20 protein-coding genes are annotated in these 20,787 nt (G+C 57.1%); 8 read left to right on the forward strand and 12 right to left on the reverse strand.

Going from position 1 to position 20,787, the window contains the following annotated elements; translation table 11 throughout:
• Positions 1–84: 84 nt before the first annotated feature.
• The 11 genes from purD to CFII64_RS20275 all read right to left on the reverse strand — a co-directional run bounded on the left by purD (position 85) and on the right by CFII64_RS20275 (position 13,314).
• Positions 85–1,380 (reverse strand): phosphoribosylamine--glycine ligase, encoded by a 1,296-nt coding sequence (gene purD, locus CFII64_RS20225; protein ID WP_020292696.1) that lies wholly within the window; start codon positions 1,378–1,380, stop codon positions 85–87.
• A 133-nt stretch (positions 1,381–1,513) separates the two neighbouring features.
• Positions 1,514–3,121: a bifunctional phosphoribosylaminoimidazolecarboxamide formyltransferase/IMP cyclohydrolase gene (gene purH, locus CFII64_RS20230; protein ID WP_020292697.1), complete on the reverse strand. Its 1,608-nt coding sequence runs from the start codon at positions 3,119–3,121 to the stop codon at positions 1,514–1,516.
• 80 nt (positions 3,122–3,201) lie between these two features.
• Positions 3,202–3,522, reverse strand: coding sequence for a DNA-binding transcriptional regulator Fis (fis, locus tag CFII64_RS20235; RefSeq protein WP_020292698.1), 321 nt, complete (start codon positions 3,520–3,522; stop codon positions 3,202–3,204).
• Positions 3,519–4,532 (reverse strand): tRNA dihydrouridine synthase DusB, encoded by a 1,014-nt coding sequence (dusB, locus tag CFII64_RS20240; RefSeq protein ID WP_020292699.1) that lies wholly within the window; start codon positions 4,530–4,532, stop codon positions 3,519–3,521. The genes fis and dusB overlap by 4 nt, the downstream gene beginning before the upstream one ends.
• Positions 4,533–4,850: 318 nt before the next feature.
• Complete coding sequence (locus tag CFII64_RS20245; RefSeq protein WP_020292700.1) at positions 4,851–6,224, reverse strand: DUF3426 domain-containing protein; 1,374 nt, start codon at positions 6,222–6,224, stop codon at positions 4,851–4,853.
• A gap of 24 nt (positions 6,225–6,248) precedes the next feature.
• The gene (gene prmA / locus CFII64_RS20250; RefSeq protein ID WP_020292701.1) at positions 6,249–7,127 is read right to left on the reverse strand and encodes a 50S ribosomal protein L11 methyltransferase; all 879 of its coding nucleotides are present in this window, start codon (positions 7,125–7,127) and stop codon (positions 6,249–6,251) included.
• A gap of 128 nt (positions 7,128–7,255) precedes the next feature.
• Positions 7,256–8,599 (reverse strand): acetyl-CoA carboxylase biotin carboxylase subunit, encoded by a 1,344-nt coding sequence (gene accC / locus CFII64_RS20255; RefSeq protein ID WP_020292702.1) that lies wholly within the window; start codon positions 8,597–8,599, stop codon positions 7,256–7,258.
• A 17-nt stretch (positions 8,600–8,616) separates the two neighbouring features.
• Entirely contained in the window at positions 8,617–9,069 is a 453-nt protein-coding gene (accB, locus tag CFII64_RS20260) for an acetyl-CoA carboxylase biotin carboxyl carrier protein (RefSeq protein ID WP_020292703.1), read from the reverse strand.
• A gap of 81 nt (positions 9,070–9,150) precedes the next feature.
• Complete coding sequence (gene aroQ / locus CFII64_RS20265; RefSeq protein WP_020292704.1) at positions 9,151–9,603, reverse strand: type II 3-dehydroquinate dehydratase; 453 nt, start codon at positions 9,601–9,603, stop codon at positions 9,151–9,153.
• Between the two features lie 129 nt (positions 9,604–9,732).
• A complete protein-coding gene (locus tag CFII64_RS20270; RefSeq protein ID WP_020292705.1) occupies positions 9,733–11,517 on the reverse strand; it encodes a protein-disulfide reductase DsbD in 1,785 nt (594 codons plus the stop codon).
• A 147-nt stretch (positions 11,518–11,664) separates the two neighbouring features.
• Complete coding sequence (locus tag CFII64_RS20275; protein WP_044901584.1) at positions 11,665–13,314, reverse strand: PleD family two-component system response regulator; 1,650 nt, start codon at positions 13,312–13,314, stop codon at positions 11,665–11,667.
• A gap of 307 nt (positions 13,315–13,621) precedes the next feature.
• Between CFII64_RS20275 and CFII64_RS20280 the strand changes: the two genes are divergently transcribed.
• The 5 genes from CFII64_RS20280 (at position 13,622) to CFII64_RS20300 (ending at position 17,056) form a co-directional block, all read left to right on the forward strand.
• A complete protein-coding gene (locus CFII64_RS20280; RefSeq protein WP_020292708.1) occupies positions 13,622–14,128 on the forward strand; it encodes an Hcp family type VI secretion system effector in 507 nt (168 codons plus the stop codon).
• On the forward strand, positions 14,125–15,366 hold the full coding sequence (locus CFII64_RS30315; RefSeq protein ID WP_256208136.1) for a peptidoglycan recognition family protein: 1,242 nt from the start codon (positions 14,125–14,127) through the stop codon (positions 15,364–15,366). Before CFII64_RS20280 ends, CFII64_RS30315 begins: the two co-directional genes overlap by 4 nt.
• A gap of 399 nt (positions 15,367–15,765) precedes the next feature.
• Positions 15,766–16,125 (forward strand): hypothetical protein, encoded by a 360-nt coding sequence (locus CFII64_RS20290; RefSeq protein WP_044901585.1) that lies wholly within the window; start codon positions 15,766–15,768, stop codon positions 16,123–16,125.
• A gap of 224 nt (positions 16,126–16,349) precedes the next feature.
• Positions 16,350–16,631, forward strand: a complete 282-nt coding sequence (locus tag CFII64_RS20295) for a hypothetical protein (RefSeq protein ID WP_020292711.1) — start codon at positions 16,350–16,352, stop codon at positions 16,629–16,631.
• 98 nt (positions 16,632–16,729) lie between these two features.
• Positions 16,730–17,056 (forward strand): hypothetical protein, encoded by a 327-nt coding sequence (locus CFII64_RS20300; RefSeq protein WP_020292712.1) that lies wholly within the window; start codon positions 16,730–16,732, stop codon positions 17,054–17,056.
• Positions 17,057–17,595: 539 nt separating this feature from the next.
• Here the strand turns inward: CFII64_RS20300 and CFII64_RS20310 are convergent.
• Positions 17,596–18,132: a Bro-N domain-containing protein gene (locus CFII64_RS20310; RefSeq protein WP_020292714.1), complete on the reverse strand. Its 537-nt coding sequence runs from the start codon at positions 18,130–18,132 to the stop codon at positions 17,596–17,598.
• Positions 18,133–18,558: 426 nt separating this feature from the next.
• Between CFII64_RS20310 and CFII64_RS20315 the strand changes: the two genes are divergently transcribed.
• The 3 genes from CFII64_RS20315 (at position 18,559) to CFII64_RS20325 (ending at position 20,734) form a co-directional block, all read left to right on the forward strand.
• Positions 18,559–19,638, forward strand: coding sequence for a DUF2333 family protein (locus CFII64_RS20315; RefSeq protein ID WP_020292715.1), 1,080 nt, complete (start codon positions 18,559–18,561; stop codon positions 19,636–19,638).
• Between the two features lie 3 nt (positions 19,639–19,641).
• Positions 19,642–20,187 (forward strand): NUDIX hydrolase, encoded by a 546-nt coding sequence (locus CFII64_RS20320; RefSeq protein ID WP_020292716.1) that lies wholly within the window; start codon positions 19,642–19,644, stop codon positions 20,185–20,187.
• A gap of 175 nt (positions 20,188–20,362) precedes the next feature.
• Positions 20,363–20,734, forward strand: coding sequence for a translation initiation factor Sui1 (locus tag CFII64_RS20325; RefSeq protein WP_020292717.1), 372 nt, complete (start codon positions 20,363–20,365; stop codon positions 20,732–20,734).
• Positions 20,735–20,787 lie beyond the last annotated feature (53 nt).

The following is a 20,787-nucleotide window of genomic DNA, read 5'->3' on the forward strand; positions in this document are numbered from 1 at the left end:
AGAACTCGAACCTTCGGACGAATTGCGGGGCGAGTCATCTGTCTCGCCCCGCAGGATTGCGCCCGGTTCTGGTTGCCTGACGGCTTATTCCAGCTCTTCACCGCGCTCGCGTGCAATGGCGCGATAGCCAATGTCACTGCGATAGAAACAACCTTCCCAATCAATCTTTGCTGCCAGCGCATACGCCTGTTGTTGCGCATCGCCCACGCTGTCGCCCATGGCTGTCGCACACAGAACGCGGCCGCCACTGGTTACCACCTGACCATCCTGCAACGCGGTCCCGGCATGAAACACTTTGCCCGACAGTTGCGCTGCGTCGTCCAGACCCTTGATCGCTGCGCCCTTGGCGTAATCGCCAGGGTAACCGCCAGCGGCCAGAACAATGCCCAGGCTTGGACGAGGGTCCCACTGCGCTTCGACTTTATCCAGTGCCTGCGCCAATGCCGCCTCGACCAGCAACACGAGGCTGGACTGCAAGCGCAGCATCACGGGTTGGGTTTCCGGATCGCCAAAGCGGCAGTTGAACTCGATAACCTTCGGATTGCCAGCTTTGTCGATCATCAGACCAGCATAGAGGAAGCCGGTGTAAATATTACCTTCGTCAGCCATGCCTCGGACGGTCGGCCATATGACCAGATCCATGACACGCTGATGCACCTCGGCGGTCACCACCGGGGCCGGGGAGTAAGCACCCATGCCGCCAGTATTCGGGCCGCTGTCGCCGTCGCCGACGCGCTTGTGATCCTGGCTGGTGGCCATCGGCAGGACATTCTTGCCGTCGACCATGACAATGAAGCTGGCCTCTTCACCATCGAGAAACTCTTCGATGACCACACGCGAACCTGCTTCACCAAAGGCGTTGCCAGCCAGCATGTCGCGCACCGCGTCTTCGGCTTCGACCAGGGTCATGGCGACGATAACGCCTTTGCCCGCAGCCAGGCCGTCGGCCTTGATGACGATTGGCGCGCCTTTTTCACGAAGGTAAGCCAGGGCAGGCTCGATCTCGGTGAAGTTCTGATAATCGGCAGTCGGGATCTTGTGGCGAGCCAGGAAATCCTTGGTGAACGCTTTCGAGCCTTCCAGCTGGGCAGCGCCAGCAGTCGGACCGAAGCAATCCAGGCCACGGCTGCGGAACAGATCGACAACACCGGCGACCAGCGGCACTTCCGGGCCAACGATGGTCAGCGAGACATTCTTTTCTGCGAAATCAGCCAGTTGCTCAAGGGCGAGCACGTCGATGGCAACGTTTTCGCACTTGGCTTCGATGGCGGTTCCGGCATTGCCCGGGGCAACGAAAACCTTCACGACGCGGGGGTCCTGGGCAACTTTCCAGGCCAGGGCGTGTTCACGTCCGCCACTGCCGATGATGAGTACGTTCATTTCAAAACCTCGATGACGCTAATTCTGGTAGGACCGGCTTTAGCCGGGAGGGTGCCGGGCCTCATGACATAGATACGTCACATGTACCGGCCCCTCGCGGCTGAAGCCGCTCCTACGGATATGGGGGGGCGCGTTAGTGTCTGAAATGCCGCGTCCCGGTGAATACCATCGCAATCCCTGCCTCATCGGCTGCGGCAATCACTTCGTTGTCGCGCATCGAGCCGCCTGGCTGGATCACGGCAGTGATGCCGACCTTGGCGGCGTTGTCGATACCATCGCGGAACGGGAAGAATGCGTCCGAGGCCATCACGGCGCCCTGGACTGCCAAACCGGCGTGTTCGGCCTTGATCGCGGCAATGCGTGCCGAGTTGACGCGGCTCATCTGGCCGGCGCCGACGCCGATGGTCTGGCGATTGCGGGCGTAGACAATGGCGTTGGACTTGACGTATTTCGCCACTTTCCAGGCGAAGATCAGGTCGTGGATTTCCTGCTCGGTCGGCGCGCGCTGAGTAACGATTTTCAGGTCATCGGCACCGATCATGCCGATGTCACGGCTCTGCACCAGCAGGCCGCCGTTGACACGCTTGTAGTCCCAGGCAGCGGCACGTTCGGCAGCCCACTGGCCGGTGGTCAACAGACGCACGTTGGCTTTGGTGGCCACGATGGCCTGGGCTTCGGCGCTGACGCTCGGAGCGATGATGACTTCGACGAACTGACGCTCGACGATGGCCTTGGCGGTTGCAGCGTCCAGCTCGCGGTTGAAGGCGATGATGCCGCCGAATGCCGATTCGGTATCGGTGGCGTAAGCCAGTTCGTAGGCCTGACGGATGCCGCCTTCAGCGTCCGGGCAAACCGCAACGCCGCACGGGTTGGCGTGCTTGACGATGACGCAGGCCGGCTTGACGAAGCTCTTCACACACTCCAGCGCGGCGTCGGTGTCGGCCACATTGTTGAACGACAGTTCCTTGCCTTGCAGCTGGGTGGCCGTGGCAATGCCCACTTCGGCCGGATTGGCCTCGACATAGAACGCTGCACTTTGGTGCGGGTTCTCGCCATAGCGCATTTCCTGCGCCTTGATGAACTGGCTGTTGAAGGTGCGCGGGAAGCCGCTGCGGCCTTCAGTGCTCAGGGTTTCAGCCTTCTGGTCGATGCTGCCCAGATAGTTGGCGATCATGCCGTCGTAAGCAGCGGTGTGTTCGAACGCCTTGAGCATCAGGTCGAAGCGCTGTGCGTAGGTCAGGCCGCCGGCCTTGAGGCTTTCCAGTACCTGGCTGTAGTCGCTGGCGTTAACCACGATGGCGACATCTTTATGGTTTTTCGCCGCAGAACGGACCATGGTCGGGCCGCCGATATCGATGTTTTCGATAGCGGTCGGCAGGTCGCAGCCGGGTTTTGCAATCGTTGCTTCGAATGGGTAGAGATTGACCGCAACCAGGTCGATCGGCTTGATGCCGTGCTCGTTCATGATCGCGTCGTCGATGCCGCGACGACCGAGGATGCCGCCGTGGATTTTCGGGTGCAGGGTCTTGACCCGACCGTCCATCATTTCCGCAAAGCCGGTGTAGTCGGCAACTTCTACCGCTGCGACGCCGTTGTCCTTCAACAGCTTGAAGGTGCCACCAGTGGAAAGGATCTCAACGCCAAGGGCTTCCAGTTCGCGGGCAAATTCAAGAATTCCCGTCTTGTCGGAAACACTGATCAGGGCGCGGCGGATCGGCAGGCGTGTGGTCTGGTCGGTCATCTCGATTTCCATCAAAAACAAATAGAGGTAAGCAAAAAAGGCGACAGCATGAAAGCGCGTCGCCTTTTTGTTTTGAATGCTTAAAGCAGATCGTACTGCTTGAGTTTCTTGCGCAAGGTGCCGCGGTTCAGGCCCAGCAGTTCGGACGCTTTGGTCTGGTTGCCCTTGACGTAATTCATCACGCTTTCGAGCAGCGGCGCCTCGACTTCCGACAACACCAGGTTGTAGACGTCAGTGACGGGAGCGCCTTCGAGGTGGGCGAAATAATTGTGCAGCGCCTTCTCGACACTGCCGCGCAGGGTCTGGCCCTCTTCGCTCGGCGTGTTGAGGTGCTGTTTCAAATTGACGTTGTCGCTCACGGGTGTTGTTCCACTCACTAAAGTCTCGGTCATCATCGTCATGCGGCCACCTCTTCTTCTTTCCCTGCATCCGGGCTTTCGTAGCGTTCGCTGAAAAACTCGCGGACGTTGGCGCACTGTGCTTCTGTATCCTGCAAACGATTGAAGTGGGCGCGAAACTCCCTGGCGCCCGGCAAGGTTGCGAGATACCAGCCGACATGCTTGCGGGCAATTCGCACGCCAAGCACATCGCCATAGAAAACGTGAAGCGCTGCCAAATGCTCAAGCAGAATGCGTTCCACTTCACTTAATTGCAGAGTCGGCAATGTCTCGCCGGTTCGCAGGTAGTGTTCTATTTCGCGAAAAATCCATGGACGCCCTTGAGCGGCCCGGCCTATCAACAGTCCGTCGGCGCCGGTCGCGTGCAACACGTGCCGGGCTTTCTGGGGTGAATCGATGTCGCCATTGGCAAATACCGGAATCGACATCGCCTGCTTGATTTCAGCGATGGTGTCGTATTCGGCTTCACCGGTGTAAAGGTCGGCACGGGTGCGCCCATGGACGGCCAGCGCCTGGATCCCGGCCTGTTCGGCGATTTTCGCAATCGTCAGGCCATTCTTGTTCGCCCGGTCCCAGCCGGTGCGTATCTTCAAGGTGACCGGCACATCGACTGCGGCAACCACTGCCTGCAGGATCTCGCTCACCAGTTGCTCGTCCTTCAACAGCGCAGAACCCGCCGCCTTGTTACATACTTTTTTCGCCGGACACCCCATGTTGATGTCGATGATCTGCGCGCCCAGTTCAACGTTGGCGCGGGCGGCGTCGGCAAGCATTTGCGGGTCACCACCGGCGATCTGTACCGAGCGCGGCTCGGGATCACCTTCATGGATCATGCGCAGTCGCGATTTGCGGCTGTTCCACAGGCTCATGTCACTGGTGACCATTTCCGATACCACCAGGCCCGCGCCGAGTTGGCGGCAGAGCTGACGAAAGGGCTGGTCGGTGACGCCCGCCATGGGGGCGAGAATCAAGCCATTGTGCAATGTATACGGACCGATGCGTACCGCCGACATAGGTGTGCCTGTTGTGGGGCCGAATCATCGCAGGCCGTGATGACTGCTCGATGTTCACGGTCTGCCCGGACCGGTCTTCCAAGTGCTCAAGCGCTTTTCAGACCGAATCCAGAGTAAGAAAAAGGGTTGGCATGATACCCGCTCTCGATGACTGGATAAAGGCTGAATTGGATAAAATCTGAACAGTTATTTTTTTATCGCGAAACGTTCGTGCCTCTTGTCCTGGTTCTGAAATGCCTTGGCAGCGACCGCCAATGCGTGCATCGAAATCGATACGCCAGGTCTATGAAAGTCAGCGAGCCAGCAGGCGCGCGGCTTTCATTCCGGAGAGCGGAAACTCAGACTGTAATTCACGGCTTTGGCGCCGGGATCGAGAATGTCCAACGCGATGTGGATCGGCGTCTGCGGAGGCATTTCTTCCTTGCCGGCCATCTCGCCGCTCAGGTATTCCGCCGGTTTGAAGCGACGACTGGCAATCAGTTGACCACTGGTATCGGCAAAGCGCAGCTCCAGCAGCGGGAAAGGTTGGGAAAACGACGCGCGGTTATAGATGATCGCGTCGACGACCAATGCACCTTTGAATTCCGGATGGCTGCGCACCACCAGATTGCTGCTCTTGAGCAGTTTGATATCAACCTTGGACGGAACCTTGCAGTCGATTTGCGGGCAGATCAGCTGAAACCACGGGCGGTACTGATCCTGGCGGGCCAGTTCGTCAAAGTGATACCAGATGTATTGGCCTGCCAATCCGGCCAGGGCCAATACCGCCAGCAGTGTCCAGATCAGGCGTCGCCCCCAGTGAGACTTGGGCCGCTGCCATTCCAGCTGCAAGGGTTCGTCGGTCAGGTCGACCAGCGTTTTGTCGCGCATCGCAGGTTCGCTGCGATTGCGTCGGCCGCGCACTTCGGGTTCTGGTTGCGGCTCGTGGTCTTGCTCGTCGTTGTCATCGTCGTCCAGCGCCGACCAGCGTTCGGTCTTCTCACTGCCCGGCGCCTTGCGCTGGCTTTGCAAAGGGGCCATGGGCTCCTCGTCGCCGAGTTCGTCGGGGTTCGAAGACAGCGAAGGTTCGGTTCGACCGTTGCCGGACGTCTGCTCTTGCTCGGACTCGGGTTCAAGTTCCAGTGACTGCTGAGGCTCGGCGATGACTTCGGCCTGCAGTTCCGGGAGCTGACTGACGTCGTCATTGCGCAGGCTGGTGACCCACTCGTCGGCGTTGTGGGCATTGTCGCGATGGGCGGACAGGTTGGCATCGCCATCGGCGCGGTTTCTTTCGCGACCAAAGGTTTCCGGCAGCTGGATTTCCCGCTGCTCAAGACGCGCCAGTTCTTCGTCCAGGTCCATGTCGTCCAGGTCGAGGGCGTTGGCTTTCCAGTCTCTGGGCGCCGGGACGATTTCCACCACTTCAGGTGCAGGTACAGGTTCAGGCGAAGGTTCGACAGCCACCAGTGCCGGCGGGGCTTGCACGGCCAGCGGAGCAACCATTGCTGGCGCAGGCTCAAACGTTGGCGCAGGCGCTTTGGCCGTCTCGCCAGCCGAGTCATCGCCGCGTTGCTCCAGCAACTGTTTGGCGGCATTGAAAACCTGCAGGCAGGCTCCGCAACGAACCACACCGCGCGCCACGCTCAGTTGGGCGTGGCTCACTCGGAAACTGGTCTGGCAGTGCGGGCACTGGGTGACGAAGCTGTCGGTCATGCGACTGTCCGGTTCAAGCGGCGGTTAACGGCGACGGCCAGTGATGCGTACCCAGCCATCACGGTTAGCAATCGGATCGAGATCAAACGTCGAGGCGTACGCGGCGGCCACTTCTTCGCCTTGCTCGGCCAGGATGCCGGACAGCGCCAGACGGCCACCCGGTTTGACCAGGGTTGCCAGCTGAGGTGCCAATGCGACCAGCGGCCCGGCGAGAATATTGGCGACCAGCACATCGGCCGGCTCCTGCGGCAAGTCTTCCGGCAGGTACAACGGGAAACGTTCGGCCTCGATGTGGTTACGGCCAGCGTTGTCGCGCGAGGCTTCCAGCGCCTGCACGTCGATGTCAGTGCCGACCGCCTGTTTCGCGCCCAGCAACAAGGCAGCGATGGCCAGAATGCCCGAGCCGCAACCGAAATCCAGCAGGTCGCAGTCTTGCAGATCCTGCCCGTCCAGCCATTCCAGGCACAGTGCGGTGGTCGGGTGAGTGCCTGTGCCGAACGCCAGGCCCGGGTCGAGCAGCAGGTTGACTGCATCGGGCTCCGGGGCGGCATGCCAGCTTGGCACGATCCACAGGCGCTGGCCGAAACGCATCGGCTGGAAGTTGTCCATCCAGCTGCGTTCCCAGTCCTGATCCTCGATGACTTCGCTCATGTGTTCCGGCAACTCGGCACCGGTGAGCAACTTCAGATGCGCCAGAACGTGGGCGGCATCAGTGTCGGCTTCGAACAGGGCGAGCAGGTGCGTGTGCGACCACAGCGGCGTGGTATTGAGTTCCGGCTCGAAGATCGGCTGATCTTCGGCGTCCATGAACGTCACGGACACGGCGCCGACTTCAAGAAGGGCGTCTTCGTAGGTTTCGGCTTGTTCTGGGCTGATGGCGAGGCGGACTTGCAGCCAAGGCATGGCGGGTTACCTTCGAATGAAAAATGATCTGCGGTTCAGTGCAGCAGGAAACGCGCAAGTTTACTGTGATGCGTCACAAACAACAAAGCCGCTGTGAAAGCGGCTTTGTTGATCCGGAGCAAGGAGGCTTATTGATTGGCCAGCTTGTGTTCCAGGTAGTGAATGTTGACGCCGCCTTCGCAGAAGCCTTCATCACGGGTCAGGTCGCGGTGCAGCGGGATATTGGTCTTGATTCCGTCGACCACGATTTCGTCCAGGGCGTTGCGCATGCGAGCCATGGCTTCGTCACGCGTCGCGCCCCAGGTGATCAGCTTGCCGATCAACGAGTCGTAGTTGGAAGGGACCTTGTAGCCGCTGTACAGGTGCGAGTCGACCCGCACGCCATTACCGCCCGGCGCGTGGAAGTGCTTGACCAGGCCTGGGCTCGGAATGAAGGTTTTCGGATCTTCAGCGTTGATCCGGCATTCCAGCGCGTGCCCGTGGATGACGACATCATCCTGGGTGAACGACAGTTTGTTGCCGGCGGCGATGCTGAGCATCTCCTTGACGATGTCGATACCGGTGACCATTTCCGAAACCGGGTGCTCTACCTGGACACGAGTGTTCATCTCGATGAAGTAGAAGCTGCCGTTCTCGTAAAGGAACTCGAACGTGCCAGCGCCCCGGTAACCGATGTCGATGCACGCCTTGACGCAGCTGGCGAACACAGCCTTGCGGGCCTCTTCATCGATGAACGGTGCCGGCGCTTCTTCCAGAACCTTCTGGTGGCGACGCTGCAGCGAGCAGTCACGGTCGCCCAGGTGAATCGCCTGGCCCTGACCGTCGGAAATCACCTGGACTTCCACGTGACGCGGATTGGTCAGGTACTTTTCCAGATAGACCATCGGGTTGCTGAACCAGGCAGCCGCTTCAGCGCGAGTCTGCTTGGCCGCTTCGATCAGGTCTTCTTCCTTGTGCACCACCCGCATGCCGCGACCGCCGCCGCCGCCAGCGGCCTTGATGATCACCGGATAGCCGACTTCACGGCCGATGCGCAGAGCGGTTTCTTCGTCTTCCGGCAGCGGGCCGTCGGAACCAGGAACGGTTGGCACGTTGGCGCGCTTCATGGCGTCCTTGGCAGAAACCTTGTCGCCCATCAGGCGAATGGTTTCGGCTTTCGGGCCGATGAACGCGAAACCTGATTTTTCCACTTGTTCAGCGAAATCGGCGTTTTCCGCAAGGAAGCCGTAGCCCGGGTGAATCGCCGTGGCGCCGGTGAGTTCGGCAGCCGAAATGATGGCCGGGATGTTCAGGTAAGAAAGGTTGGCGGGCGCCGGACCGATGCAGACGGTTTCGTCCGCCAGGCCCAGGTGCATTAGCTCGCGGTCTGCCGTGGAGTGTACAGCGACAGTCTTGATGCCCAGTTCTTTACAGGCACGCAGAATGCGCAAGGCAATTTCGCCGCGGTTGGCGATCAGGACTTTTTCCAGCATCGCAGGCTCTCCCCGGTTCAAACGATGGTGAACAGCGGCTGGTCATACTCAACCGGCTGACCGTTTTCTACCAGGATGGATTCGATCACACCGCTGACTTCAGCTTCGATGTGGTTCATCATTTTCATGGCTTCGACGATGCAGATGGTGTCGCCTTTCTTGACCGTCTGACCCACTTCCACGAATGCTGGCGAAGTCGGCGCAGGGGTGCGGTAGAACGTACCGACCATTGGCGACTTGACCACGGTGCCGTTGAGCTTGGGCGCTGAAGGCGCTTCTGCGGCTGCAACCGGAGCAGCAACAGGCGCTGCGGCTGGAGCAGGCATCGGAGCAGGAGCGTAATACTGCTGGGCCGGAGTCTTGCTGTGACGGCTGATCCGCACGGATTCTTCGCCTTCACGGATTTCCAGTTCGTCGATGCCAGACTCTTCCAGCAGTTCGATCAGTTTCTTGACTTTACGGATATCCATTAATCATCAACTCCCAAGGGTCGGTCAGGGGTAAAAGTTGTTAGCGGTTCGAACCGTGCAGCGCAGCCTCTGGCTGGGCGGTCATGGTTTCGAACTGATGGCCACTTGTTCCATGGCGGCCTCCAGGGCCAGCCGGTAACCGCTGGCGCCAAGGCCGCAGATCACGCCTACAGCAACATCTGAAAAATAGGAGTGATGGCGGAAAGCTTCGCGTTTGTGCACGTTTGACAGATGCACTTCGATGAATGGGATGCTCACACCCAGCAGCGCGTCACGTATTGCCACGCTGGTGTGGGTAAACGCCGCCGGATTGATCAGGATGAAATCCACGCCTTCATCGCGTGCAGCATGGATGCGGTCGATCAATTCATACTCGGCGTTGCTTTGCAGGTACATCAGATGGTGGCCGGCGTCGCGGGCCTGCTGCTCCAGATTCTGATTGATCCGGGCCAAGGTGACAGCGCCGTAGATCCCCGGTTCGCGGGTTCCGAGCAAGTTCAGATTGGGGCCATGCAGTACCAGAAAAGTCGCCATCGGATGTTCCTTGTTATGGTTGCGAGCATCAAAGCCCGGCGACTATGCCGCAAACGTCCGTGGACTGTCCAGTTAACTGCAATAGCCAGCACGATGACCGACATTCGCGAAAAGTTTGTGACTCATCCGCTAATTTTGGTCATTTGCTCTAATTAACCGCTCAGCAAGGCCGTTTGCGTCAATTTCGCCGACAACCCGCACATCGGCGCGTTCCTCGCCATTTTTGCCGAAGATCAGCAGCGCGGGAGGACCGAACAGCTTGTAGCGATCAAGCAGCGCGCGTTGTTCGGCATTGCTGTCAGTCATGTCGAAGCGGATCAGTCGATAGCCCTTGAGCTCGCTGACGACACTCGGATCCGGCAAGACGTCGTGCTCGATCACCTTGCAACTGATGCACCAGTCGGCGTACCAGTCCAGCAGCAACGGCTGGCCGGCGTCTTTTGCGGCGCTCAAGGCGCGATCCAGTTCGGCTGATGTGGTAATCGTTTGCCATTGCGTGCCAGTCGTTACGCCGCTGGCGTTGCTCAGCGTAGCTGGCGTGCGGCCCAGCGGGCGGGTCGGATCGGTTTGCCCGCTCCACGCACCGAACCAGCAGGCCAGAGCATAGACCAGTAAAAACAGGCCGAGCAGTTGGCCCAGGCGCTGGCGGGTGGTTTTCTCGGTGAACTGCAGTGTGCCCAAAAACAGCGCGACTCCGGCGGCGAGCAGACCCGTCAGCAACAGGGTGATCTCGCCAGGCAGGACGCGGCTCAGCAACGCAATTGCCAATCCCAGCAGCAAGACACCAATGGCGTTCTTGACCAGCACCAGCCACGGCCCGCTTTTCGGCAGCCAGGTCGCGCCGCCGGTGGCGATCAGCAGCAGCGGCGCGCCCATGCCCAGACCCAGGGCAAACAACTTCAGGGCACCGCCGAGCGCATCGCCGCTGGCACTGATATACAGCAGCGCCCCGGCCAGCGGCGCCGACACGCAAGGCGAGACCAGCAAGCTGGACACCACGCCCAACACCGCTGCGCCCCATAGCGAACCGCCTTCGGTGCGGCCCGCGATGCGATCCAGGCGAGTGCTGATTGCCTGCGGCAAGCGCAGCTCGAAGAAGCCGAACATGGCAATCGCAAACACCACGAAGAACAACGAAAACGGCACCAATACCCACGCCGATTGCAGTCGCGCCTGAAGATTGAGCCCGGCGCCAAACACGCCCATCAACGCGCCGAGCGCGGCAAAACACAGCGCCATGGGCAGCACGTAAGCCAGCGACAGGCTGAAACCGCGCAACCCGCCAACCTGTCCACGCAACACCACGCCGGACAAGATCGGCAGCATCGGCAGCACGCACGGCGTAAACGTCAGGCCAATACCGGCGAGGAAAAACAGCGCCAGCTCTTTCCAGCTCCACGCGGTTTTGGCTGGATTTGCGGGCGTAACGTCAGCAGGACTGGCGGCAACATCGCCAATGCTCAGCCGCTCGGTTTCCGGGGGATAACACAAACCCTTGTCGGCGCAGCCTTGGTAGGTAACCAGCAGGGTGAAAGGCCGGTTGTCGCCGGGTTTGCGTGGCAGGTCAACGTCGAGAATGCCGTGATAGACCTCGACGTCGCCGAAATACTCGTCATGCTTCTGCTCGCCAGCCGGCAGTTGCGCAGCGCCCAGGCCAATATCGGCCGGCTCGGTGCGGAACTGGAAGCGGTGGCGATACAGGTAATAGCCTTCGGTGGCGACAAACCGCAGCTTGATCGACTCGGGCGTGGTTTCAATCAGGTTCAGCTGAAATGCCTGACGGACCGGCAGGAAATCCTTGCTGTTATCCAGCGTCGTACCACCCAGAACCGGGTTCGGGCGACTGTCCAGCAACCCGGCGCCGCTAGCGGGCAGGGCGAGGATCAACAGCAGCAGGCATAACAGGCGGCGCATGGCGGTCTCGGGTCGCAAAAGTCCGCGCATGATAGCGGAGTGGGACACTGAACTGTAGGAGCCAACTTGCTGGTGAGACGTCTCGTCACACATCGCTTCGCCAACACGTTGGCTCCTACGACGGAAGATCGACTTTCACTCCAGGGATCAAGCCTGCTCGTTGGAACTCACCAGAAACGGCTCGTCATGCTCGGAATTGACATGATTGCGTCCTGCATCCTTGGCGCGGTACAGCGCTTCGTCGGCGCGGGAGGCGAGCATCAGGCTGTCGTCCGCATCGCGCAATGCCACGACACCCGCGCTGAAGGTGCAGAACAGGTCCGCCGGTTGCGCCGGGTAATGGATCTCCGCAAAGCGGCGGCGGATTTCGTCGAGCACTTTGTGCGCGTTCTGGATGCTGGTGTCGGGCATCACAATGGCAAACTCTTCGCCACCATAACGGCCTATATAGTCGGTCTTGCGCAGGCGTTGCTTGAGAAACAGCGCCAGACTCTTGATCACCCGGTCGCCCATGGGATGGCCGTGGCTGTCGTTGACCTTCTTGAAATGATCAATGTCGAGCATGGCAAAGCACAGCTGCTGGTTTTCCCGGCGCGCGCGGAAGCTGCAATCTTCAAGCAATTGCAGAATGTGCGTGTGGTTGTACAGGCCGGTCAGGCTGTCGCGAACCATGCGCGCCTTGAGATTGCGCGCCCTGGCGGCACGGTTGCGCACCGTGGTGATGAGGTGACGCGGTTTGATCGGCTTGGTCAAAAAATCGTCGCCGCCTTCGCTCATCGCGTCGAGCTGCTTGTCCAGATCATCCTCGGCCGAGAGATAAATGATCGGCACGCTGACATAGCGGTCGTTGTGGCGAATGACCTTGGCCAACTCCACGCCGGTGCAACCGGGCATGTACATGTCGAGAATGATCAGGTCCGGCTGGAAATCTGCCAGTTCCGCCATCGCCTGGATCGGGTCCAGCAGCGTGCGGGTGACGATCCCGGCGCTGTTGAGCAAGCGCTCGGTGTGCGTGGCCTGGGCGCGCGAGTCGTCGATGATCAGCACTTTATAAGGTTCGTACTGCGCGACGCAGGTCAGGATTTCGATCTTCTCCAGCAGGCTTGAGGCTTCAAGCGTGCCCGTCAGAAACTCCTCGCCCCCGGCGCGCACAGCGGCAAGGCGCGTCGGCGTATCCGTTTCCTGATGGCTGAAGAACAACAGCGGCAATTTTTGTTCAAGCCCTTCCTGAACCTGCGCAGCCAGTTTCAAGCCCTCGCCGTGACCGCCGAAATCCACATCGATGACGATGGCCGCCGGATGGCGTTGAGCCATGGCTTCATGGAAGGCGCTCAAGTCAGCCAGTGATTGCGCGAACAATCCGAAAAATTCGAGCTGCCTGGCCAGGCGCTCGGCTCGCTCGGAGTCCTGCAACGCAATGTAGATCGGCTTGCGCAAAGGTGGCAGCGACGTCTGCTCGAAACGGTCGCCATGGCGCAGCCCGGTACGCGACAAACGCTGCATGACACGATTGAGCTCGGTAATCAGATCGCTGCTCAACCGCCCCCGATTGGCCTCAACCGCATCCAGCGTCAGACTGATCGCCCGCGCCAGTTCCACATGTTCGACCTGCTCGAAGCGCTCGGCAAAGCGCATCAACCGCTCGTTGGCAACCTTGAGCTCGGCCAGGTCATCGGTCGACCATTCACTTTGTTGCAGCCGTTGCCAAGCCTCAAGGATCTGGCGCGCCTGATGGATGACTCGTTGAGCGAAGTGATGCTTGAGCCGGTCTCGGCTTGGATCTTCTAACTCGGTCATGGGCTGGCTACGTAGTGAATGTTCACTGAGGACGAATGCTGGCGCTATGCTAGCACCTTCATCCCGCACAAGCGTGCCATAAGTCAATTAATTGGCAAGAATTTGTGGACTTGCAGCGCGACCTCTTCCTTTATGCGCGATACGTGCCACGACCGAGGTTTCGTAAAATCGCGTGGGCGTCCGCGCAGACGTACGCAGGATTTGACGCTGCGGGTGTGTCAGGCATTTCTGATTTTTTGGGCGGGTGATCTGGGGTGGGGGATGGGCTGGTAGGGTGCGGAATACTGACTTTAAAGGAGTGTTTGCGATGCCTACCCCCGCCTATATGACTATTGAAGGAACACAGCAAGGTCTTCTAACCAAAGGAGCGCTGAGCGAAGCGTCGGTAGGCAACACATGGCAGCGGGGCCATGAGGATCAGATTCTGGTCCAGCAGATTAGCCACGCAATCACTGTACCCGGCGGCGTGCAAACCGGACAAAGAATGCACAAACCGGTAATCATCACCAAAACCCTCGATAAATCATCTCCTCTTATCAATACCGCCTTGAGTAACGGAGAATCGCTGAAAAACTGTCGTATTGAATTCTTTCGATACTCGGGCCGCGGAGGGCAGGAGCTTTTCTACACAATTGAATTGAAAAACGCCCTCATTATCGGTGTCGACTTACTCCTTCCTCATTGCCAGGATCTCAGCACTGCTCATTTTACCCAGCTTGAACGAGTGCACTTTGCCTACGAAACCATCACTTGGCGGCATGAAATTGCTGGAGCGTCAGGTTATGACGAATGGAGCGGAGACAGTCAGCTTTGAAATTGATAAGCGCTCTGTATCCGCTACCGCAAGAACTCAGCAATGCTTACCCACCCGATGAGGCAGCAGGCTTATTGGGTCAAGCTTTTGAGCGTCGCGAAAGCATCGACGGCTTGAGTCAGTTGCGCCGTGGTGAACTGATCAACTTCGACGGCGAAGTACTGGAACGTGTTGAAAGCGGCGAATGGCTGCTGGTCAAAGACAATGCCTATGCCTTCGATTGGGGGCAGTTCGATAAGCCCGTGCGTAAGCGAATGTTTGATCAGCGTGTGCAGGAGTTGTTGCGGGCGCCGCCGGTTCAGGCATCGGTGAAAATCAGATATGGTCAGAGTTTTCGGGTTTTAAACAGTGAAACAAGAATGCCACTCCCTCTCAGACCCTATGTTGCTGTAGTTGATGGAGAGGAAGTTAAGGGTAAGTCGGATTTTGATGGGGTCGTGCATGTGTTTGCGTTGTCTGAGCGCTCAAGAATCTCTATACGTGTCGAATATGAGGCTCCCGTAGGAAATATCGATAGGTTTGTGAGCGAAGAAGAGCGGGAACGCTTAATTACCTTGGCAGGTGCTCGCAATTTAGATCTAAAGTTGCCTCCAATTGAAATTCCAGTGGATGATCGTGCGATGACGCGTGAAGCCATCTTGCGGACATTGAAGCGCTCGGAATTTTTATCCACGGAGCGTTCGGCTTGGGGGGCGCTTAAGAATACCCCGGCGATGGCGATGGATTGGGACTATTCGATGGTCGCCCTGCATCACGCGGGGCGCACGTTTGGTTGTGGGGATTTCGGGGCTTTACAGATGGGGCGGATTTTGAGTAGCCATTTGGTCAAGTTTGGAGAGGTTGGCTACCACTTTGGTATAGATTGCACGGGGCATATTTTTGAAGGTCGCGATTTAAGATTGAAAGGAAGCAGTGTTCTTCACTATAACTCAAACGTTATAGGTATCGTCTTGTTGGAGGATCTAACCACTCCCAATGAGGTCGGTGATCTGGTCGATGAAGCGAAAGATTTTATGGCGGTATGGGGTTATAAAACCCAGAGCGAAGCTCCCAGTCGGCAGGTGGAAGCGCTTAACGCGTTGCTGGATGTTATTCAATCATTTTTCACCATTGAGGTTTTAGGTGGTCACCGGGAATTTCCAAAGCAAATTGATGAAGGGAAGGTTTGTCCGGGCAATGGAGGTTTAGAGCTGGCTCGAAAAATAAGAACGGAGAGAGCGCTTCGAGCTCCTGATTAAGGATAAGAACGGCCCTCATAGTATGATTGGCACTTGTTCTTGTTCTGAATGTAGGTTGCTACAGCGCCGCATGAGAATTATCCTGATGCTACAGTGCTTCTGTTAAGATGTTTCTTACGCTCAGGGTTAGGTTCACGAATATTTTCACCGTGCCGCGAGGGGAGACCTACAGTCTGCAAATGATGATATGCAAACCATGATCGATTTCTATAAATGTCGGCTTGAGATAAATATGAAGTTAGATCGATCCTGCGATTTTGAATTTTTTAGTAATCGTCAAATTTCTGGAGGCTTACAGTGGGTTTGTTTCGGTGGTTGAGCGGCAGTTTTAGGCGATGCTGTCTAGTGTGGGCGGTCTTTGATGGTCTATTCATTATTTTTTATTGTCTGGTAAGTGTGATGAGTGATCATGTTCCATATTTTTATGAGTTTCAGCTGTTGCAAATGTTTTGGGGGCAGCCGTATTCACAAAGTGACTGGCAGTTTCTAGCTGTTCCTATTGCTACTGCTTTATGGATTTTTAACGTATCTGTCATTTTATCGTTTGTTCTTTTTTTGAGTGGGTCGAGACGGGTTCGGTATCTGATTTTTGCGCAGGTGCCCTTTAGATTGGTTGGGATGATAGTGCTAGGTACTGCGGTGGTTGCCAGCAAAACCATAACGGGTAAGGTGGTGCTGATTTTAGTAATGGTGTTTTTTGTGGTGGCTGAGATGATGAGGTTGATTTCTCTGATGTCAACTCATAAGTCACAAGTTTGAACCTTTTACGGTCGTCGTTTTGCCAAGTGGGCGGCAGCTTATGAACTGCGTCCGCATGCCATTCGTTCATGTTTGTAGAGCGAGGTTTTCGGCGGCTTGGCATGGTTTGTTTCGTGTGGTGTATGGCTGTGGTTATTGTGGTGCATTGTGCTGAATGAGGTAGTGTTCACCTTGATGGATTTTGTCGAGGTCAGGAGAGTCATAGGGCCCAGGGTTGCAAAAAAATGAAAATAATAGTTGTTTGTTTAGTGGGGCTGTTTTTGGTGCTGACTGTTGGATATTATGATGTTTCTCAAGAAGATGCGCCGGATACTACCCTTTTTTTCTGGAAAAAGGCGCCTACTTTTCAAGTCAAGTTCATCAATATCGCTACCGAACATTGGGGGGCGGATTGGGCGCTAACGGATGAGAATAGACAATCAGTTGTTGACTACTGCAAATATAGATTGGGGGTTGAAACGAGACTGGATCATCCTGATGACGTGAAAAAATGCACGAAGAGTTAAACAAAATTGCGATAACTTGCGTGCGGTCTTGATGCGATTTTCATGGCTTTTAAGTTCTGGGTTTGAGAGCGTGTTACGTTTTGGCGTGGTGATACTTGATGACTGCTAAATATGAATTCAAGGCATTAAGGGGAGATTTAAAATATCTTATTCCATCGGTGTTCGCTTTCCTGCTTCTGGCATTGAATGTTGGCTATTATGTTGAGGCTGAAGAAAATTCAAATGACCGAAGGTATTTCTTAAAGCAGGATTTCACCTTTCAGATGGAGTTTAGAAGCTTGTACAGCCATTGGACGTGGAGTTACGACGCCCTGACGATAGAGCAAAAACAAGAGCTGATGGATTACTGCAAATATCGCTGGGGCATTGTCACTGATCTGGATCATGCCGATGAGTTGAAAGCCTGTAGTGCGCGCAAGATGTGAATATCGTGCGTTGAGTTCTAGATTATTAAAAGCTATTAGCTTGCTCTGTTTTCCTTGTCATTTGCAGAATAAAATAGTCGTGGAGTGAATCATGCATTTTTGGCTAAGTCAGCGAGGCGCCTTTCTGTTGTTTGGGATTTATGATCTTCTCTGTATCGTCTGGTACTGGTTTTTAAGCCTGATGTTGAATCACATCCCCTACTGGAGTGACTTTGAAATGATTGTGTCGTGGTTTACTGATCCGTCAAGCTCGGGTTACTGGTTGTTGATAGTGTGGTTCGGGGCCTGTTATCTATCCAATGTGTCCATTCTCGCATCATGTCTATTGTTCTTTCTCAATAAGCCTGTGGTTAAATATGTTGTTTATTTTCAGCTGCCCCTCAGGTGGTTTCTTCTGATTATATTGTTAATGTTCATTGGTGCCGGTGCAGAACAAGCTGCTTGGCTGAAAAAAATAATTTTATGGTCGATTTTTTTGTTTTTCTTCTCAGTTGAAGTGTGCAGGACGCGGTATATGTGGCTAATGAAACCGTGGATCATCAGAAAGGCACTCGCTCCTTACTGTTGATGCCCAATACCATTCTGGCTTTTTTCCACCAGCTGCCCGGCTTGACCTGCAACTCATCCCGCCCCGGCAACAAACTCGGCATATCCCGCAACCGAATCCACGGTTCGTTCTGCCAGTGCAGCACGCTCAGTTCTGCGCCTTGCCATTCCAAGCGTGCGGGTGTCGGGGTGTTGTGGGTGTGGCGGGAAGGGGCTTCGTTGAGGATGGGCATCACTTCATAGGTCAGCCATTGGCGCAGTTGGCTGTTGGCGGGGTGATGGTGGTAGATGAGCAGGGCATACACGGCGGATTCGCTGATCATCTGGACTTCCTTTACTTCCCCGTAACAGATCAGGCGTACAGTGCGTCGTTGATCGCTATCGAGTTTTCGGATGATGCGGTTTTCGAAGAACATGCCCACCAGACGTCCGAGATCCCTGGCGCAGAACCATGCCTGGCCCTCGATGATCAGAGCGTGGAGGTGCAGTTGGTGGCGGGTGAAAACGAGGGGTTCGTAGGTGGCGTCCATGCGGGCTGCTCTCTCTGTTGAGTAAGACGTCGGGAGCTAAGAACACCAAGTACAGTGCCGGCCTATTCCCCCGAAGGGTCTTGTATTAGCCGACTCCCGACATAGCAGACGAGCAGGATCGCAGTGCTCCTGCAATAAAGAGGACCTTATCGCAGGAGCAGAAAAACCGCATCTGTCGTGGCGGGCGTACGGTACTTGATGAGTTCTTAGGCTCAGGCTGCCAATGATAATAAACAGCAGATTTGGGTCAATGCCCAATGCTGTAGGGCTTTTCTGGTTTTGTTGTGCTCGTTCTGGAAAAGAGCCGCCCCGCTCCCGCGTGCTCTCCGGAAACAACAAAACCTCCCACCCCACATACCCGCAAAAGGCACCTTGCTGTAAGGTTGCGGTCAGAGCACTGAACTCCGTGATTGAAAGGATATGGCCATGCTGGATTGGAAGAACCGCGCAGGCAGCGCGAGTGACCGCGTCGATGAACCTGCGTCCGTGAAGCGTCGTGGCTATCTGGGCGGGCTGTTTTACAGCCGTGCGCTGGGCGCGCTGGTGGGGATTTATCTGATCGCCACGTTGCTGATCGGCTGGTACTGGAGCCAGGAGCCCGCGTTGTTCCCGGTCCAGCAAAACGCTCAGGCTGCGGCCCAGCGTGAAGGCAAGCAGATGGTGATCGGTTACACCACTGTCGAAACCCTGAAAACCGTGACGCAGACGCTGCTCGATAAACGCGGTGGCTATCTGTCCAACGACCGTCTGCCGCCGGGCCTCTGGCTGGATAACATTCCAAGCTGGGAATACGGCGTGCTGGTCCAGGTGCGTGACCTGAGCCGCGCCATGCGCAAAGACTTCGCCCGTTCGCAGTCGCAATCGGCTGAAGATGGCGATCTGGCCAAGGCCGAGCCGCTGTTCAACTTCGACAATCGCAGTTGGGTGCTGCCTTCCAGCGAGTCGCAATACCGTGATGGCATCGCGGCCTTGAATCGCTATCAGGCGCGTCTGTCCGATCCTACGCAAAAAAATGCACTGTTTTATGCTCGCGCAGACAACCTGAACAACTGGCTGGGCGATGTCGGTACGCGTCTGGGTTCGTTGTCCCAGCGTTTGTCGGCCAGCGTTGGTCGCGTCAAGCTCAACAGCACGTTGAAGACTGAAGCGATGGTGGATGTGAAGCCGGGCGAAGTGCCGCAGGTCGATGAAGAGATCGTCGAGACACCATGGTTGCAGATCGACAACGTGTTCTACGAAGCGCGCGGTCAGGCCTGGGCGTTGTCGCATCTGTTGCGCGCCATTGAAGTGGACTTCGCTGATGTACTGGCGAAGAAGAACGCGACTGTCGGCGTGCGCCAGATCATTCGTGAGCTGGAAGCTTCCCAGGAGCCGCTGTGGAGCCCGATGGTGCTCAACGGCAGCGCGTTTGGCGTTCTGGCCAACCACTCGCTGGTCATGGCCAACTACATCTCCCGCGCCAACGCGGCTGTGATTGACCTTCGTCAACTGCTGTCGCAAGGCTGATCGATGTCGTTTTCATCCACTGAGGCGGCGCATCGCGCGGCGTCCGATGGCGAGCAGATCGCCTGGGTCGACGAGCAGGACAACCTGCTCGGCTCCATCCAGCGCGCCGAGCTTCGCGAGCGCGGCCTGATTGGTCGGGGCACTTATATCCTGGTGTTCAATTCGGCGGGCGATCTGTGCGTGCATCAGCGCACCTTGAGCAAGGCGATTTATCCCGGTTATTGGGACGTGGCCGCCGGCGGCATGGTGCAGGCCGACGAAAGTTACGCCGAATCTGCCGCCCGTGAGCTGGCCGAAGAACTGGGCGTGAGCGGGGTATCGCTACGCGACCATGAACGGTTTTTCTTCGATCAGCCGGGCAATCGCCTCTGGTGCGCGGTGTTTTCCGCGATCTGGGACGGCCCGTTGACCTTGCAGCCGGAAGAGGTGCTCCAGGCGCGCTTTATCCCGGTCGCCGAGGTGCTGCGCGAAACCGCGCAAAAGCCTTATTGCCCGGACTCGCTGGCGGCGCTGAAACGCTATCTGGGTAACGTCGCAAATGTTGAGTAAATTGGCGCACATTGGCCCTTAGCAACCGGGCTTTTTGCCGTTACACTGCGCGACCTTTTCAAGCTTGGCCGACATTCGGCCTCGCTGCGCTGCCCCTGCATGAGTGGGGCTTCGCGGTCGACACTGCGCCATGCTCATGTCGACTGACCTTCAGTCCTCAACAAGAGGATTTGTGGTGGCAAAAAAAGCCGCTTCCTTCGCCGCCCTGGGTGGCCTGGTATTTTCCACCGACGCAGGACGGCATTGTCCCGACTGTCGTCAGCCCGTCGATGCCTGCATCTGCAAAAAGACTGTCATCCCCGAAGGTGACGGGATCGCTCGTGTGCGCCGCGAAAGCAAAGGCCGTGGCGGCAAGACGGTGACGACCATCACCGGCGTGCCTCTGGCCGAAGATGCCCTCAAGGATCTGGCCAAGACCCTCAAACAGCGTTGCGGAACCGGCGGTTCGCTCAAGGACGGTGTGATCGAGATCCAGGGCGATCATGTCGAGTTGCTGTTGGCCGAACTGGTCAAACAGGGCTTCAAGGCCAAGAAATCCGGCGGTTGACCGACGTTTCTAAACTCTGACCCGTGCTGCCGGTCTACTGCCGGTAACGAGTT

Source organism: Pseudomonas sp. CFII64 (assembly GCF_000416235.1).
Taxonomy (GTDB): Bacteria; Pseudomonadota; Gammaproteobacteria; order Pseudomonadales; family Pseudomonadaceae; genus Aquipseudomonas.

What these genes read in the sequence shown, in the direction of transcription:
- accC (WP_020292702.1), bottom strand. Translation starts at nt 8,599, where the DNA reads ATGCTGGAAAAAGTCCTGATCGCCAACCGCGGCGAAATTGCCTTGCGC.
- purH (WP_020292697.1), bottom strand. Translation starts at nt 3,121, where the DNA reads ATGACCGACCAGACCACACGCCTGCCGATCCGCCGCGCCCTGATCAGT.
- accB (WP_020292703.1), bottom strand. Translation starts at nt 9,069, where the DNA reads ATGGATATCCGTAAAGTCAAGAAACTGATCGAACTGCTGGAAGAGTCT.
- CFII64_RS20275 (WP_044901584.1), bottom strand. Translation starts at nt 13,314, where the DNA reads ATGACCGAGTTAGAAGATCCAAGCCGAGACCGGCTCAAGCATCACTTC.
- CFII64_RS20290 (WP_044901585.1), top strand. Translation starts at nt 15,766, where the DNA reads ATGAGTGATCATGTTCCATATTTTTATGAGTTTCAGCTGTTGCAAATG.
- CFII64_RS20310 (WP_020292714.1), bottom strand. Translation starts at nt 18,132, where the DNA reads ATGGACGCCACCTACGAACCCCTCGTTTTCACCCGCCACCAACTGCAC.
- CFII64_RS20270 (WP_020292705.1), bottom strand. Translation starts at nt 11,517, where the DNA reads ATGCGCCGCCTGTTATGCCTGCTGCTGTTGATCCTCGCCCTGCCCGCT.
- dusB (WP_020292699.1), bottom strand. Translation starts at nt 4,532, where the DNA reads ATGTCGGCGGTACGCATCGGTCCGTATACATTGCACAATGGCTTGATT.
- prmA (WP_020292701.1), bottom strand. Translation starts at nt 7,127, where the DNA reads ATGCCTTGGCTGCAAGTCCGCCTCGCCATCAGCCCAGAACAAGCCGAA.
- CFII64_RS20320 (WP_020292716.1), top strand. Translation starts at nt 19,642, where the DNA reads ATGTCGTTTTCATCCACTGAGGCGGCGCATCGCGCGGCGTCCGATGGC.
- CFII64_RS20315 (WP_020292715.1), top strand. Translation starts at nt 18,559, where the DNA reads ATGCTGGATTGGAAGAACCGCGCAGGCAGCGCGAGTGACCGCGTCGAT.
- CFII64_RS20280 (WP_020292708.1), top strand. Translation starts at nt 13,622, where the DNA reads ATGCCTACCCCCGCCTATATGACTATTGAAGGAACACAGCAAGGTCTT.
- CFII64_RS20295 (WP_020292711.1), top strand. Translation starts at nt 16,350, where the DNA reads ATGAAAATAATAGTTGTTTGTTTAGTGGGGCTGTTTTTGGTGCTGACT.
- CFII64_RS20245 (WP_020292700.1), bottom strand. Translation starts at nt 6,224, where the DNA reads ATGACCGACAGCTTCGTCACCCAGTGCCCGCACTGCCAGACCAGTTTC.
- CFII64_RS20300 (WP_020292712.1), top strand. Translation starts at nt 16,730, where the DNA reads ATGACTGCTAAATATGAATTCAAGGCATTAAGGGGAGATTTAAAATAT.
- aroQ (WP_020292704.1), bottom strand. Translation starts at nt 9,603, where the DNA reads ATGGCGACTTTTCTGGTACTGCATGGCCCCAATCTGAACTTGCTCGGA.
- purD (WP_020292696.1), bottom strand. Translation starts at nt 1,380, where the DNA reads ATGAACGTACTCATCATCGGCAGTGGCGGACGTGAACACGCCCTGGCC.
- fis (WP_020292698.1), bottom strand. Translation starts at nt 3,522, where the DNA reads ATGACGATGATGACCGAGACTTTAGTGAGTGGAACAACACCCGTGAGC.